18 protein-coding genes are annotated in these 14,660 nt (G+C 71.0%); 8 read left to right on the top strand and 10 right to left on the bottom strand.

The features are described 5' to 3' along the window. Positions 1-576, top strand: coding sequence for a suppressor of fused domain protein (locus ACTOWY_RS17515; RefSeq protein ID WP_441310689.1), 576 nt, complete (start codon positions 1-3; stop codon positions 574-576). On the opposite strand, the gene ACTOWY_RS17510 is transcribed toward ACTOWY_RS17515, so the two are convergent. Next, the gene (locus ACTOWY_RS17510; protein ID WP_441310688.1) at positions 573-1,022 is read right to left on the bottom strand and encodes a universal stress protein; all 450 of its coding nucleotides are present in this window, start codon (positions 1,020-1,022) and stop codon (positions 573-575) included. The two genes, ACTOWY_RS17515 and ACTOWY_RS17510, sit on opposite strands and share 4 nt — an antisense overlap. Before the next feature lie 70 nt (positions 1,023-1,092). Beyond that, entirely contained in the window at positions 1,093-2,007 is a 915-nt protein-coding gene (locus ACTOWY_RS17505) for an SDR family NAD(P)-dependent oxidoreductase (RefSeq protein WP_441310687.1), read from the bottom strand. 90 nt (positions 2,008-2,097) lie between these two features. Between ACTOWY_RS17505 and ACTOWY_RS17500 the strand changes: the two genes are divergently transcribed. Next, positions 2,098-2,649 carry a TetR/AcrR family transcriptional regulator gene (locus tag ACTOWY_RS17500; protein ID WP_441310686.1) on the top strand — a complete coding sequence of 184 codons (552 nt, stop codon included), beginning with the start codon at positions 2,098-2,100 and terminating at the stop codon, positions 2,647-2,649. On the opposite strand, the gene ACTOWY_RS17495 is transcribed toward ACTOWY_RS17500, so the two are convergent. Further along, positions 2,646-3,428 (bottom strand): class I SAM-dependent methyltransferase, encoded by a 783-nt coding sequence (locus ACTOWY_RS17495; protein ID WP_441310685.1) that lies wholly within the window; start codon positions 3,426-3,428, stop codon positions 2,646-2,648. The genes ACTOWY_RS17500 and ACTOWY_RS17495 overlap by 4 nt on opposite strands. 253 nt (positions 3,429-3,681) lie before the next feature. Between ACTOWY_RS17495 and ACTOWY_RS17490 the strand changes: the two genes are divergently transcribed. Then, entirely contained in the window at positions 3,682-4,683 is a 1,002-nt protein-coding gene (locus tag ACTOWY_RS17490; protein WP_441310684.1) for a YdcF family protein, read from the top strand. On the opposite strand, the gene ACTOWY_RS17485 is transcribed toward ACTOWY_RS17490, so the two are convergent. The 6 genes from ACTOWY_RS17485 to ACTOWY_RS17460 form a co-directional block, all read right to left on the bottom strand. Beyond that, positions 4,680-5,066: a glycine cleavage system protein H gene (locus ACTOWY_RS17485; RefSeq protein WP_441310683.1), complete on the bottom strand. Its 387-nt coding sequence runs from the start codon at positions 5,064-5,066 to the stop codon at positions 4,680-4,682. The two genes, ACTOWY_RS17490 and ACTOWY_RS17485, sit on opposite strands and share 4 nt — an antisense overlap. Positions 5,067-5,223: 157 nt before the next feature. After that, positions 5,224-5,745, bottom strand: a complete 522-nt coding sequence (locus tag ACTOWY_RS17480; RefSeq protein ID WP_441310682.1) for a hypothetical protein — start codon at positions 5,743-5,745, stop codon at positions 5,224-5,226. Between the two features lie 111 nt (positions 5,746-5,856). Then, entirely contained in the window at positions 5,857-7,056 is a 1,200-nt protein-coding gene (locus ACTOWY_RS17475) for an RNA polymerase sigma factor (protein WP_441310681.1), read from the bottom strand. Further along, entirely contained in the window at positions 7,056-7,397 is a 342-nt protein-coding gene (locus ACTOWY_RS17470; protein WP_247761947.1) for a YciI family protein, read from the bottom strand. The genes ACTOWY_RS17475 and ACTOWY_RS17470 overlap by 1 nt, the downstream gene beginning before the upstream one ends. Before the next feature lie 84 nt (positions 7,398-7,481). Then, complete coding sequence (locus ACTOWY_RS17465) at positions 7,482-7,829, bottom strand: hypothetical protein (protein WP_441310680.1); 348 nt, start codon at positions 7,827-7,829, stop codon at positions 7,482-7,484. 11 nt (positions 7,830-7,840) lie between these two features. Further along, positions 7,841-8,752, bottom strand: coding sequence for a LysR family transcriptional regulator (locus ACTOWY_RS17460; protein ID WP_441310679.1), 912 nt, complete (start codon positions 8,750-8,752; stop codon positions 7,841-7,843). A 91-nt stretch (positions 8,753-8,843) separates the two neighbouring features. Between ACTOWY_RS17460 and ACTOWY_RS17455 the strand changes: the two genes are divergently transcribed. Then, positions 8,844-10,574: a pyruvate dehydrogenase gene (locus ACTOWY_RS17455; RefSeq protein WP_441310678.1), complete on the top strand. Its 1,731-nt coding sequence runs from the start codon at positions 8,844-8,846 to the stop codon at positions 10,572-10,574. Positions 10,575-10,740: 166 nt separating this feature from the next. Here ACTOWY_RS17455 and ACTOWY_RS17450 read toward each other — a convergent pair whose 3' ends face one another. Beyond that, entirely contained in the window at positions 10,741-11,367 is a 627-nt protein-coding gene (locus ACTOWY_RS17450; protein ID WP_441310677.1) for a hypothetical protein, read from the bottom strand. A gap of 157 nt (positions 11,368-11,524) precedes the next feature. On the opposite strand from ACTOWY_RS17450, the gene ACTOWY_RS17445 reads away from it, so the two are divergent. From ACTOWY_RS17445 to ACTOWY_RS17430, 4 genes are read left to right on the top strand one after another with little or no spacing between them, the layout of a single operon-like run. Continuing rightward, positions 11,525-11,923 carry a TOBE domain-containing protein gene (locus tag ACTOWY_RS17445; RefSeq protein WP_185006245.1) on the top strand — a complete coding sequence of 133 codons (399 nt, stop codon included), beginning with the start codon at positions 11,525-11,527 and terminating at the stop codon, positions 11,921-11,923. Then, positions 11,924-12,679: a molybdate ABC transporter substrate-binding protein gene (gene modA, locus ACTOWY_RS17440; protein ID WP_441310676.1), complete on the top strand. Its 756-nt coding sequence runs from the start codon at positions 11,924-11,926 to the stop codon at positions 12,677-12,679. Next, entirely contained in the window at positions 12,676-13,473 is a 798-nt protein-coding gene (gene modB / locus ACTOWY_RS17435) for a molybdate ABC transporter permease subunit (RefSeq protein ID WP_441310675.1), read from the top strand. Before modA ends, modB begins: the two co-directional genes overlap by 4 nt. Further along, entirely contained in the window at positions 13,470-14,519 is a 1,050-nt protein-coding gene (locus tag ACTOWY_RS17430; protein ID WP_441310674.1) for an ABC transporter ATP-binding protein, read from the top strand. The genes modB and ACTOWY_RS17430 overlap by 4 nt, the downstream gene beginning before the upstream one ends. The last annotated feature ends 141 nt before the right edge of the window (positions 14,520-14,660 follow it).

Here is a 14,660-nt window from a genome sequence, read left to right as displayed (position 1 = left end):
ATGAACCTGATCGCACACCTGGAAAGCCGCCTCGGCCCGATCCGGCACGGCTGGCGCACCGACCCGGACGGCGGGCCGATGCCGTTCACCATCGTCCAGTGCGACGGCGGGGCGCTGCCCGGCGTCACCACCTTCGCCACGGTCGGGCTCAGCGACAAACACCTGCGCTCCCGGGTCTCCGGCAAGGGAATCCACCAGGAACTGCTGATCTCGGTGCCGTCGGAGCAGGCCGACGGCCCGTTCCCGGCGATGCTCCAGCAGATCGCCGCCGGTCTGCTCGCCGAGGACACGGCCCTGCTGCGCGGCGACGTGCTCGGTCCGCACGGCCCGATCCTGCCGGGCAGCCTGCTGGAAGCCTTCTACGCCGCCGGGCCGGTGCACCACGACGACGATTTCGCCGTGGTCGAACCCGGCGCGGACGGACAGCCGTTCGGCATCGTGCTGGTGTGGCTGATCCCGATCAGTCGCGGCGAGGCCGAGTTCGTGGCCAGCCAAGGCTGGACCGCCTTCGAGACACAACTCGAACGCGTCCAGCCCGACCTGATCGATCCGCGCCGCACTCAGCTGATCCGCTAGCGCGGTACCAGCTTCGGCGGGATCACCACCACCGGACAGGTCGCCTTCCGGATGCATTCGGTGCTGATCGAGCCGAGCACCGCGCTGTACAACCGGCCGTGCCCGTGACTGCCCACCACCAGCAGATCCGCCTGCGCGGCCTCCTCGGTCAGCACGTCACCGGCATAGCCCTGCCGCACCACCGTGCGCACCGGGTGCTCGCCGCCGCCGGTCACCTCCGCGATCGCCTCGTCCAGGCGTTCCCGGTGCACCTTCTCGTGGTCGACGCCCAGATCGACCGGATCGGCCACGGTGAACGGGGTCGCCGAGGACGGGACCGGATTGGGCACCCAGGCGATCACCGCGACCACCTCGGCGTCCCGGCGGCCTGCCTCTTCCAGGGACCAGCCGAGGGCGCGCAGGCTTTCGGTCGAGCCGTCCACACCCACCACGATCGTTCCGGCCATGCCGCCTCCCAGGGTTGATGGGCTTCAGCTTGCCGAATACCACCGGGAGCGGCCCGGTGAAACCGAGTGATCACACGGGAAAGGTCACACCTGTAAGCCGTTCGGACTCCGTCCACAGCCGCGCCTGCTGCTCAGTGTCCCTGGACTGCCTGCTGGAACCCACCACCACCGGCGCGCCACGCAGCTCGCGGAATCCGTCCGGACCGTAGTACTGGCCGCCCTGGACCGCCGGATCCGCCGCCGCGCGCAGCGTGGGCAGCGCGCCCTGATCGGCGGGCTGGCTCAACAGTCCGCCGAGCAGCTTGGAGCCCACCCGCAGCGGCAGCGGGGAGTTGCGCACCAGCTCGGTCATCGAGACGCCCGGATGCGCGGCCACCGCCAGGGTCGGGCCGCCGTGTGCGGTCAGCCGCCGCTGCAGTTCGTAGCTGAACATCAGATTCGCCAGCTTGGACTGGCCGTAGGCGCCGATCCGGTCGTAGGAGCGGGTCAGCTGCAGATCGTCGAAATGGATCTTCGCGCGGATGTTGTGCGCCATGCTGGACACGGTCACCACCCGCGAGCCGGGAGTGGCCAGCAGCCGGTCCAGCAGCAGGCCGGTGAAGGCGAAGTGGCCCAGGTGGTTGGTGCCGAACTGCAGCTCGAAACCGTCCTGGGTGGTCAGTTTCGGCGTGTACATCACCCCGGCGTTGTTGATCAGCAGGTCGATCTGGTCGAACCCGTCCCGCAGTTCGGTGGCGGCCTGGCGCACCGAGTCCAGGGAGGTCAGGTCCAGTCGCTGCACCACCAGGTGCGCGCCCGGTGCGGTGCCCGCGATCCGGTCCGCGGCCCGCTTGCCCTTCTCCACATCGCGCACCGCCAGCACCACGGTCGCACCGCGCTGGGCCAGCACCTCCGCGGTGTGGAAGCCGATCCCGGTGTTGGCGCCGGTGACGATCGCGACCCGGCCGGACTGACCCGGCACATCGGCCGCACTCCACTTGCTCATGGCTGCTCCCACCTATAATCCGGGGTGTGCGTTCCGTTTACGAACATACGGAACGCGCGCCCCGTTTGTCCAACACTGGGGGAGGGTGTGTTGAAGAAGACCAGGTCGGATGCTGTTCGCAATCGGGAACGCCTGTTGCGGGTGGCGTACGAGACCTTCGCGACCGAGGGCCTCGGGGTGCCGATCGACGAGATCGCCCGGCGGGCCGGCGTCGGCGCCGGCACGGTGTACCGGCACTTCCCGACCAAGGACGCGCTGTTCCTGGCGATCGTGGCCGACCAGTTCGACCAGCTCATCGCCCGCGCGCGGGAGCTGGCCGGGGCGGCCGATCCCGGCGCGGCCTTCTACGGCTACTTCAGCCGGTTCATCCGCGAGTACAGCACCGACCAGGGCCTGATGGACGCCTTCGCGGGCAGCGGCTTCGACATCGAGACCGCCGAACCCGAGCGCACCGCCGAGTTCAAGGCCGCGCTCGGGGTACTGCTGGCCCGCGCCCAGCAGGCGGGCGCGGTGCGGCCGGACGTGGACGTGCACGACGTCAAGGCGCTGGTCATCGCCGGGCACGCCATGATCGGCTACCGCGGCGAGGCGGGCGCCCGGCTGATCCCGTTGCTCTGCAAGGCCCTGGCCCCCGACGCCTAGCGCGGTGCCCGGCCCCAGGTGCTGAGCAGCGGATAGGCCGTGACGCTGAACCCCGGATCACGCAGCAGCCGGGTGAACTGGGCCAGTTCGCCCGGCTCGACTCCGGCCGCGCGCAGCTTGTCCCGCAGCTCCCAGGCGTTGGCCAGCAGCAGCCTGCTGCCCTCGCCGCCGCCCACCCAGATCGGCGTGGACCGGCTGGCCGCGACCTGGTCGAGTCCACAGTGGACAAACAGTTTCTCCACGCCGAGGGCCCAGTCCAGGTCGTCGGAACCGAGTTTGGTGAGCACCTCCAGCACCTGGGTCTGCACTGCCCAGAACGAGTCCTGCTGGCAGGTCGCGGTGCTGAGCACCCGCTGCTCCTTGGGCAGGATCTCCTCCAGCAGCAGCACCCCGCCGGGGTTGAGCGCGGCGGTCAGCTTGGCCACCGCGGCATCCCTGGCCGGGTGGTGGATGAGCACCAGGCGGCAGTGGATCAGGTCGAAGCCGCCTGGCGGCAGTGGGTCGGTGAGCACGTCGTGCCGCTGGATCCGCACCGGCGCGGACAGTTCCAGCAGCCGGGTGTCCAGGTCGGTGGCCAGCACGTAGCCGTCCGGGCCGACCCGTTCGCCCAGCCAGCGGGCGATCGAACCGCCGCCTGCGCCGACCTCCCAGCAGCGCCAGCCCGGCGCCACACCCAGCGCGGTCAGCAGCGGGGTGGTCACCGCGTCGTAGGTGGCCTCCAGCGCGGCCATCCGGGTCCGCGCGGCGTCCACCGCGTTGTCGAAGGGGTAACTGCCCACCGCGCCTCCTGGTCCGGCTACTACCTTGGCGGCTGGCGGGCTCTGGCGAAAGTCGGCGGGGGTATCCGGGCACGGATCCGGGCTCCGCGGCCACCTGTCGCGGGCCGCTCGGGAGGGTCCGCCGGGGATCATCGGCGGCCCGATGTCTACGGCCGCGGGCGGCCCAATGGATACCGCGGGCGGCCCGGTGTTCGCGCTCGCGGCCGGTACTGCACACTGTGGACGGTCGCCGGTCGGGTCGGAGAGGGCTGACGTGCTGTTCGGAATCCTGGCAGGAATCGCGGGCCTCGTCTTTCTGGTGCGGGTGGTGCGCGAACCCCGCCGGATGAGCAACGCGGTGTGGTTCGGCATCCTGTTGTTCTTCGGTGGGCTGTGGGCGTTGTGGGAGCTGGGCCAGTACGGCTACGGCACGATCGTGGTGGTGCTGGGGCTGCTCGCCCTGCTCATCGGGCTGGTGCTGCCGTTCGCGCTCCTCGCCAACGGAGTGATCATGCTACGCCGCGAGTCCTTCCGGCCGGCCAACCTGCTGTCCCTGCTCACAGGATTGACGACGATCGGCCTGCTCGGGTTCACCGTGATCTTCGGCTGGCGGCTGGAACGCGGGGCGCAACTCGTGTTGATCGCGGTGATCCTGGCCTTCGGCTACTTCGCGTTCCTGTTCGTCAGCCTGCTGGCCTACTCCATTGTGTACGGATCGCTGAGCAGCCGGGGCCGGGTGGACGCGATCGTGGTGCTGGGCAGCGGCCTGATCGGGGACCGGGTGCCGCCGCTGCTGGCGGCCAGGATCGAGCGCGGTCTGGCGCTCTACCGCCGGGATCGCGCGGCAGGCGGTGAGCCGGTGCTGGTGGTCTCCGGCGGCCAGGGACCGGGGGAGACCACCACCGAGGCGGCCGCGATGCGGGACTACCTGCTGGCCCGCGAGGTCCCGGCCGGGCACATCGTGCTGGAGGACCGGGCCCGCACCACCGAGGAGAATTTGACGTTCAGCTCGGCGCTGGTGACCCCGGCGCGGCCGGGGGCGCGGATCGTCGCGGTGACCAACAACTACCACGTCTTCCGCACCGCGGTGCTGTCGTATCAGCTGAAGCTGCGGATGCGGGTGGTGGGTTCGCGCACCGCGCTGTACTTCCTGCCGAGCGCGTTCATCCGCGAGTTCGTCGCGTTGCTCATGCAGTACCGGATCACCACGGCCCTCGGCGCGCTCGCGGTGGTGGGGATGCCGTCGCTGGGCTTGTTCCTGCTCGCTACCGCCTAGGGAACCTGGCTGACCAGTTCGAGGTAGTCGGCGCCGTCGAGGGTGTCCAGCAGCGGGTCGCCGGTGGTGCGGATCTCGAAGAGCCAGCCGGTGTCGTACGGGTCGCGCACGACCAGGCCGGGATCGTCGAAGAGCCGTTCGTTGCGTTCCACCACGAGCCCGGACATCGGCGCGAACAGGTCGCCGAACCAGGTCCGGGTGGCCAGGAATCCGCACGGGGTCAACAGGTGGACGTCACCGCCCAGCGGCGGTAGGCCCACCTCGACCAGATCGGTCAGGCCGCGGGTGAGCACATCGGTCAAGCCCACTCGCAGCGTGTCGCCGCGATGCCGGACCCAGGTGTGGTCCCTGGTGAACCGGAGGGTCTGGAAGTCGACGAACATAAAGCTTTTCTAGCGCTCCGGCGACAGGCGCGTAAACACGCGGAGGTCGTTTTTACCCGAACGAACACATTCAGCTTGCCCTGGCAGCAAATTTGCCAAATCCGCTGACTGTCCATTGTGGACGATATGGTCGTTCGACCGGATGACAGCGGGTGGCTCAACCAAGATTGGTCTCACTGACGGCTTCAGTCACCGCGACCTGGCCTTCCGCGAGCACCGCGGTGAGTTCGGCGGCCAGGCCGGCGCGGTAGGGGAACTGCCGGGAACGCACGTTGCAGGTTTCGAAGTGCAGGATCAGCTGGGTCCAGCGCGGCAGGTGACTGACGAAGGTGTGCTGCACGGTCACCGCGCGCAGTGCGGTCAGCGGCCGGCTGTCCGCGCCCGACCGGCTGACCGTCTCGACCCGGTCCGCGGTGATCCGCACGGTGTGCGCGGAGACGTCCCGGTGGCGCAGCAGGAACAGCGCGAACGGGATGAGCACCGCGGCGATGGCGATGGGCACCACCACGAGCATCGAGTCCGACGCCCAGGGCGCGGGGTCCTGGTTCATCGCCGCGTACCCGACCACCGCCAGCGCGGCCAGCAACCCGACCAGCGCGGCCAGTCCGGTCATCGCGACCACCAGCGGGCCTGCCTCACCGTGGCCGCCGGCCCGCACGCGCAGCTCCCAGGCGTTCATCACCCGAGTATGCGAAGCCGGGTGCGATCGGCCCAGCCGCCGACGGGGTTGCCGGTAGAGGCCGATTGAGCCAGACGGCCGCCGTCGTCGATGCCGGTTGTCTCGTGCGGGCTATGCCTCCGGTGCGTGCCGGTTGCGGCGGCGGCGCAGGAAGTCTCGTTCGGTGGCGTTGCCCGCGAGGCTGATCGCCTCCTCGTAGGCGGCGATCGCGTCGGCGGTGCGGCCCAGGCGGTGCAGCAGGTCGGCGCGGATGGCGGGCAGCAGGTGGTAGCCGGGCAGTTCCAGGTCTTCGATCAGGGCCAGCGCGGCGGCCGGGCCGTCGACCTCGGCGAGGGCGACCGCCCGGTTGAGTGCGACGATCGGGGTGGGGGTGAGGCTGAGCAGCTGGTCGTAGAGGGTGACGATGGCGGTCCAGTCGGTGGGTGGCGGGTCGGCGTGCACGGCGTTGATCGCGGCCTGGATCTGGTACGGACCCGGCAGCCCCCGGCGGATGCACGCCTCGACGATCGCCTGGCCTTCCTGGATATAGCTGGGATTCCAGCGCGAACGGTCCTGATCGGACAGTGGGATCAGTTCGCCGTCCTGGCCGGTGCGGGCCGCCCGCCTGGACTCCACCAGCAGCATCAGCGCGAGCAGGCCCCAGACCTCGGGCTCATCCGGCATCAGCTCGGCCAGCACCCTGGCCAGCCGGATCGCCTCCGTGCCAAGATCGGGCCGGTCCAGGCGGTCGCCAGCGGTGGCGGTGTGGCCCTCGGAATAGACCAGGTACAGCACGGCCAGCACCGAGCGCAGCCGGTCCGGCAGATCCGCCTCCCTCGGCACCCGGTACGGGATGCGGGCGTCCCGGATCTTGCCCTTGGCTCGCACCAGGCGTTGCGCCATGGTGGATTCCGGCACCAGGAAGGCCCTTGCTATCTCCACAGTGGACAGTCCGCCGAGCAGGCGCAGGGTCAGCGCGACCCTGGCCGAGGGGGCCAGCGCCGGGTGGCAGCAGGTGAAGATCAGCCGCAGCTGGTCGTCGCGCACCGCACCCACCTCCACCGGATCCTCGGGACTGTGCGCCCGCAGCGCTTCGGCTTCCCGGCTTTCCCGGCCGGACTCGCGCCGGTGCCGGTCGATCGCCCGGTTGCGGGCGGTGGTGATGATCCAGCCCGCCGGACTGGGCGGCAGGCCGTCGGCTGGCCAGCGGCGCAGTGCGGTGACGAAGGCGTCCTGGACCGCCTCCTCGGCGAGATCGATATCGCCGAGCAGGCGGACCAGCACTGCCACCGCGCGCCCGTATTCGGCGCGGAAGACCGCTTCGACGTCCATCACTCGTACATGGGCCGCACTTCGATGGGCAGGCCGAGCGCCTCGGCCAGCCGGGTGCCCCAGCCCAGGGCCGCGTCCAGGTCCTCGACCTGGATCACGGTGAAGCCGCCGATGTGCTCCTTGCCCTCGGTGAACGGGCCGTCGGTCATCAGCACCTCTTCGTCCCTGGCCCTGATCACGGTGGCGGTGCTGGGCGGGAACAGTCCGGCGGCGAAGACCCGCGCGCCCGAGGCGATCAGGTCCGCGTTGACCGCGTCCAGCTTCTTCATGATCGGGTCGAGGAACTCCGGCGGCGGGGTGGGGCCGTCCGGCTGGTAGATGCTGAGCAGGTACTGGGCCATTGTTTTCTCCTCCTTGGTTCGCTCTCTACACGAACCCCGGAGCCCCGGATCGACACCACGGCGGAAATCCGGCCAAGATTTTTCTCAGCCGCGGTCGCCGGGACCGTTCGCGGCGGTCTTGACCATGGCCACCATCAGCCGCACCGCGTCCAGGGGGACCAGGCCGCTGGTCCGGACCAGGGACTGCCAGGTCGGGAAGGAGATCGCGTGCCGGATCGCCCCGGCGAGGACCTCGGCGCGGGCGGCGTCGGCCTGGAACGGCGGGGCGAGCCTGGCCACCGCACCATCCACATAGGACTCGTGCTCGGCGCCGGGCGGACCGTCCAGGGTCGGGTAATACTCATACAGTGCGGCCAGTGCGATGGACAGGCGGCGATCCGGACGGGCGATTCGTTGCCAGTCCGCGGGATCGGGCAGGGGGGTCGCGTCCATGGACGCGGACCCTACCTCGCTGGTTTGCCCCGTTGCCAGGGGAGGTCCAGACCATCGGCGACGGTGTCGAGCACGTGCTCCCGGAACTCCGCGGAGGCGGGCGGCAGTTCCCGTTCGGCCAGCCACATCAGCCCGATGTCCCTGGTGGCGGGCACGTCGGTGAGCCGCAGGTGCGGGGTGGCCGGTTCGCCGCCGGGCAGCGGCAGCAGCGCGACGCCGAGTCCGGCGGCGACCAGTCCGCGCAGGGTCTCCACCTCCTCGCCCTCGAAGCCCACCCGCGGGGTGAAACCGGCCTGGTGGCAGCGGTCCTCGGTGGTGGCGCGCAACGCGTAACCCGGGCGGAGCAGGATGAACGGTTCCTCGGCGAGGTCGGCCAGCCGGACCCGGGACCGGCGCGCCAGCCGGTGCCGCGGCGGCACGGCCAGGAACAGCGGTTCGGTCAGCAGATGCTGCCAGCGCAGCTGCGGGTGGCCGGGATCGTCGCTGGTGACGGCCAGGTCGGCGGTGCCGGAGAGCAGCGCGGCGGCCAGACCCGCTTCGCCGTGCTGGGTCAGCTCGAAGGCGATGTCCGGGAACCCGGCGCGGAACCGGCTCAGCAGCGGCGGCACCAGCCAGGTGCCCAGGGTGTGCAGGAAGGTCAGCGGCACCGTGCCCCGTCCTGGGTCGGTCAGTTCGGCCACCGCGCGCAGGCCCTGGGCGTAGCGGTCCAGCACCTCGGTCACGCAGGTCCGGAACAGGTGTCCGGCCGGGGTGGGCACCAGGGTCTTGCCCACCCGCTGGAACAGCGCGGCGCCGGTTTCCACGTCCAGTCTGGCCAGCGCCCGGGACAGCGCGGGCTGGGTCAGGTGCGCGCGGCGCGCGGTCTCGGTGACCGTGGCGCCCTCGGCGACCTCCCGGAACCAGGCCAAGGTCCGCAGATCCATGTGTCAAGGGTATCGATGGGCCGGAAACTCGGCATTGGACGCATGGGTTAGCCCGGCGCAGGCTGGGCGGTAGCAGCCGGAGGAGGACAACATGACGAATGTGGCCGAGCAGCTCGTGCACCTGCTGCGCGAGGCCGGGGTCCAGCGGATCTACGGCATCGTCGGGGACAGCCTGAACCCGATCGTGGACGCGGTCCGCCGCACCGAGGGCATCGAGTGGGTGCACGTGCGGCACGAGGAGACCGCCGCCTTCGCCGCCTCGGCCGAAGCCCAACTGACCGGTCGGTTGGCGGTCTGCGCGGGCAGCAGCGGTCCCGGTAACCTGCACCTGATCAACGGCCTGTTCGACGCGCACCGCAGTGGCGCGCCGGTGCTGGCCATCGCCTCGCACATCCCGGCCGCGCAGATCGGCACCGGCTTCTTCCAGGAGACCCACCCGGAGCAGCTCTTCGCCGAGTGCAGCCACTACAGCGAACTCGTCTCCCAGCCCGAACAGCTGCCCCGCCTGCTGCGCATCGCCATGCAGACCGCGCTGGGCCGCGGCGGCGTGTCGGTGCTGACCATCCCTGGCGACCTGGCCGACCGCAAGGCCACCGCGCCCACCCCGCCGGTGACCACGGTCCGTCCCTCACCCGTGGTCCCTACCGACCGGACGGTAGGCGAACTGGCGGAACTTCTTGACAGCGCGGAGAAGGTCATGCTGTTCGTCGGCGCGGGCGCCCGCGGCGCGCACGCCGAGGTGATGGAACTGGCGGGCAGGCTCGGCGCGCCGGTCGGCCACTCCTTCGGCGGCAAGGAGTGGATCCAGTTCGACAACCCCTACGACGTCGGCATGAGCGGCCTGCTCGGTTACGGCGCCTGCTTCGAGGCCATGCACCAGGCGGACCGGGTCATCCTGCTGGGCACCGATTTCCCCTATGACAACTTCCTGCCCCAGGCCCGCACGATCCAGGTCGACCACGACCTCACCCGCCTGGGCCGCCGCACCCCCCTCGAACTGGCCGTGCACGGCAGCGTCAAGGAAACCCTGCGGGCCCTGCTGCCCAAGGTGAAGCAGCGCACCGACCGGTCCTACCTGGACAAGATGCTGCGCAAGCACGCCGACCGCCTGGAGAAGGTCGTCGACGCCTATACCAAGGACATCGCCGAACGCACCCCCATCCATCCGGAGTACGCGGCCGCGGTGCTGGACGAGGTCGCCGCCGCCGACACCGTCTTCACCATCGACACCGGCATGAACAACGTCTGGGCCGCCCGCTACCTCACCCCCAACGGCCGCCGCCGCATGATCGGCTCCTTCCGCCACGGCAGCATGGCCAACGCCCTGCCCCAGGCCATCGGCGCCCAACTCGCCTACCCCGACCGCCAGGTCGTCGCCCTCTCCGGCGACGGCGGCCTGTCCATGCTGCTCGGTGACCTGCTCACCCTCTCCGGCGCGGACATCCCGGTGAAGGTGGTGGTGTTCAACAACGCCAGCCTGGGCATGGTCAAACTGGAAATGCTGGTCGACGGCCTGCCCGACCACGGCACCGACCACCGCCAGGTCAACTTCGCCGCGATCGCCAGGGCCGCCGGCATCCACGCGATCCGCGCGGAGAAGCCCGCCGAGGTCGAGACCGCGTTGCGAGAGGCCTTCACCCACCCCGGCCCGGCCCTGGTCGAACTCGTCACCGACCCCAACGCGCTGTCCCTGCCACCGAAGATTACCGGCGAGATGGTCCGCGGCTTCGCCCTGGCGGCGGGCAAGACGGTGCTGAATGGCGGCGTGGGCAAGATGATCGACCTGGCCCGCAGCAACCTACGCAACATCCCCCGCCCCTGAACAAGCAGCCGAAGCACCCACCCGCACCGTGTTGGCCGTTGTCGTACGGTGAGTTGGCCGTTATGGGCGGCGTGTTGGCCGAATGGGCGTACCACTTGGGCCAACTGGTACGCCCGCTTGGGCCAAACTGGCGTACCGGTTGGCCCAACTCGCCGGCGAGCCTGGCTCAGGTTCGGGCGGAGACCGTCAGGTCGTAGGTGACCTCCAGCGCGAAATCCGCGCTGCGCCCCGTGATCACCAGGCTGTGCCTGCCGGGCTTGAGCCTGGGCAGGGTGAACCACAGCCCGCAGCCGTGGGTCCGGGTCCGGCCCGGCCGCTGGGTGACCGGGTTCCCGGCGACCGAGCGGAAGGTGATCTCGGTGGGTTCGATCCGCTCGATCTCCTGGCGTTCGCCGTTGAGCAGCAACTGGCCACTGGCCGCCGCCAGGAACCGGGTGCAGCCGGCCTTGTCGGCGACCAGGTTGACCACCGGGCCGGCCAGTGGCAGGTCGGCGGGGACGGTGCAGCGGCGGCTGAGGTTCTCGCCGAAGGAACCGGCGAGCAGCCAGACGTCCCTGGGCTGGTCCAGCGCACAGTGCGCGCCGGTGCGGTCGGCGACCGGGTTGGTGGCCTCGGGGCGGGAGGAGGCCCAGGTCCACCAGCGGGCCTGCAGGTCGGGGATGGCGACGGCGCTGGCCGGGGCGGCACTGGTGGAGGTGGCGGTCAGGGCGGAGGGCGGTGCCGGGGCCGGTGGCGGCGGGGGAGTGGCGCAGGCGGTGAGCAGGAGGGCGAGGGCGGGCAGGGTTCGGCGCACCGCGGCACAGTAGGAGATCGGCGCCCTCGGGCGGGCCGGATTCAGCAAGCGCGGAAACCTCGCCCTGGGTCACGGCGCGGGCACCGTGCGGTGTTGATCCGCGAACGAGCACCCACGTCACGCCGTGCGCCGCAAGCGCGGAGGTAGAGTCCCCGGCATGCCGAATCTGCGGATCAGCGAGGCCGCCGCGCTGCTGGGGGTCTCCGATGACACCGTGCGCCGGTGGGTGGAGCAGGGGCGGCTGCCCGTGGTGGTGGGGGCTAACGGGCGTAAGGCGATCGAGGGGCGGGAGCTGGCCGAGTTCGCGCGGCGGCTGGCGGAGACGCCGGAGCCGGGGGCGACCGTGGCGGCCTCGGCGCGGAACCGGATGCGCGGGATCGTCACCCGGGTGGTCAAGGACGGGGTGATGGCGCAGGTGGAGCTGCAGGCCGGGCCGTTCCGGGTGGTGTCGCTGATGAGCCGCGAAGCAGCGGACGAGCTGGGCCTGGAGGTGGGCAGCGTCGCGGTCGCCTCGATCAAGTCCACCCATGTCGTTGTCGAGATTCCGGAGGCATGAATGCGGCGGGTTGTTCCCCTAGTAGCGTTGCTGGTCCTCGCGGGCTGCGGATCGACCCCGGCGCCGCCACCGGCCGGGGCGGGTGGGGCGGTGACCGTGTTCGCGGCGGCCTCGCTGACCGAGTCCTTCACCCGGATCGGCAAGGACTTCGAGGCGGCCAACCCCGGCGCGAAGGTGACCTTCAACTTCGGCGCCTCCTCGGCGCTGGCCCAGCAGCTCAACCAGGGCGCGCCCGCGGACGTGTTCGCCTCGGCGGCGCCGGCGAATATGAAGCAGGTCACCGACACCAAGACGGTCACCGAGACGCCGGTGACCTTCGCCCGCAACAGGTTGCAGATCGCGGTGCCCAAGGGAAACCCGGCCCGGATCGCCGGGCTGGCCGACTTCGGGCGGGCCGAGCTGAAGATCGCGTTGTGCGCGGAGCAGGTGCCATGCGGGGCGGCGGCGAAGAAAGTGTTGCAGGCGGCCAAGGTCACCGGGCAGCCGGACACTCTTGAACAGGACGTCAAGGCGGTGCTGACCAAGGTGCGTCTAGGTGAGGTGGACGCGGCGCTGGTCTACCGGACCGACGTGCGCTCCGCAGGCGCCGAAGTGGACGGGATCACCTTCGCCGAAGCCGATCAGGCGATCAACGACTACCCCCTGGCTGCCCTGGCCAAGGCGCCCAATGCCAGTGGCGCCAAGGCATTCGTCGACTACGTGCGTTCGGACAAGGGCCGGGCGGTGCTCGCCGAGGCCGGGTTCGACGGTCCGTGACCCGGCGCGTCGCCCGCCGCCGCCCGGCGCTGCTGGTCGTCCCGGCCCTGCTGGGACTGGCCTTCCTGCTCGTGCCGCTGCTCGGGCTGCTCGTGCGCGCGCCCTGGGCCCGGCTGCCCGAACAGCTGTTCAGCCCGGAAATCGGTGCGGCACTACGGCTTTCGCTGCTGTGCGCGACCCTGGCCACGCTGATCTGCCTGGTACTGGGCATCCCGCTGGCTTGGCTGCTGGCCAGGGGCGACCTGCCGGGGCGCGGACTGATCCGGGCCCTGGTCACCGTGCCGCTGGTGCTGCCGCCGGTGGTCGGCGGGGTCGCGCTGCTGCTGGTACTCGGGCGGCGCGGGGTGCTCGGACAGTACCTGGACGAGTGGTTCGGCATCTCACTGCCGTTCACCACCGCGGGCGTGGTGCTCGCCGAAGCCTTTGTCGCACTGCCGTTCCTGGTCATCTCGGTGGAGGGCGCGCTGCGTGCCGGAGACGGCAGGCTGGAAGAGGCCGCGGCCACGCTGGGCGCGTCCCGGTGGCTGACCTTCCGGCGGGTCACCCTGCCCTCGATCTTCCCTGGCGTGATCGCGGGCGCGGTGCTGTGCTGGGCCCGCGCACTCGGCGAATTCGGCGCCACCATCACCTTCGCCGGCAACTTCCCCGGCCGCACCACCACCATGCCACTGGCCGTCTACCTCGCCCTGGAGACCGAACCCGAGGCGGCCATCGTGCTCAGCCTGGTGCTGCTGCTGGTCTCCGTCGCGGTGCTCGCCCTGCTGCGCGACCGGTGGATCAACGGAGCCACATGACCCTGCATGCCGACCTCCGGCTCACCCGCGGCGAGTTCCGCCTCGACCTCCCGCTCACCATCGAACCCGGCGAGGTCATCGCCCTGCTCGGCCCCAACGGCGCGGGCAAGACCACCGCGTTGCGCACACTGGCCGGGCTGCTTCCGTTGACCGACGGGCACATCCGGCTCGGGGAGGAGGTCTGGGACCAGCCGCCCAAGATGTTCCGCCCGGCCGAACACCGCCCGATCGGCGTGGTTTTCCAGGACTACCTGCTCTTCGGTCACCTCTCCGCGCTGGAGAACGTGGCTTTCGGCTTGCGCGCCAGGGGAATCCGTCGCACCGAGGCACGCGCCGAAGCGGCCAGCTGGCTGGATCGGGTGGGCCTGGCCGAACACTCGAACACCCGCCCGCGCGCGCTCTCCGGGGGCCAGGCCCAGCGGGTCGCACTGGCCCGCGCCCTGGCCACCAGCCCGGACCTGCTGCTGCTGGACGAACCCCTGGCCGCGCTGGACGCGGGCACCCGGCTGCGCGTGCGCGCCGACCTCGGCCGGCACCTGCGCGACTACCCCGGCCACACCCTGCTGGTCACCCACGACCCCCTGGACGCCATGGTGCTGGCCGACCGCCTGGTCATCCTGGAACACGGCCGGATCGTCCAGGAAGGCCCGCCCCTGGAGGTCGCGCAACGTCCGCGCACCGACTACGTGGCCAACCTGGTCGGCCTCAACCTGCACCGCGGCCACGCCGACGGCGGCACCGTCACCCTGGACGCCGGTGGCAGCCTCACCATCGCCGAACCCGCCACCGGAGCGGTGCACGTGGCCTTCCCGCCCGCCGCGGTCGGCCTGCACCGGGACAAACCCAGCGGCAGCCCGCGCAACGTGTGGCCGGTGACCGTGGACGGCATCGAGCAGCACGGCCACACCACCCGGGTCCGCCTGCACGGCCGGCCGCCGGTGCTCGCCGACGTCACCACCGCCACCGTCGCCGAACTCCGCCTCACCCCCGGCGACACCCTCTGGGCCGCCCTCAAGGCCACCGAAACCCGCACCTACCCGGCCTGACCAACCCGGTCACGCACGCGTACCTACCGAACGGCCGGTAGGCGCGCATGTGGGCGGCCGACCGGATCCCGCAGGCCGAACACGGGGTGTCCTACCGGCGGTTCCTCGCCCTGACCCTGGTCGGCGAGCTGGACGCGACCC

Origin of the sequence: Crossiella sp. CA198, assembly GCF_052078295.1 — a bacterium.
Classification (GTDB): Bacteria; Actinomycetota; Actinomycetes; order Mycobacteriales; family Pseudonocardiaceae; genus Crossiella.
Note: the sequence above shows the minus strand (reverse complement) of the source record. Positions and strands in the feature narration are given on the sequence as shown.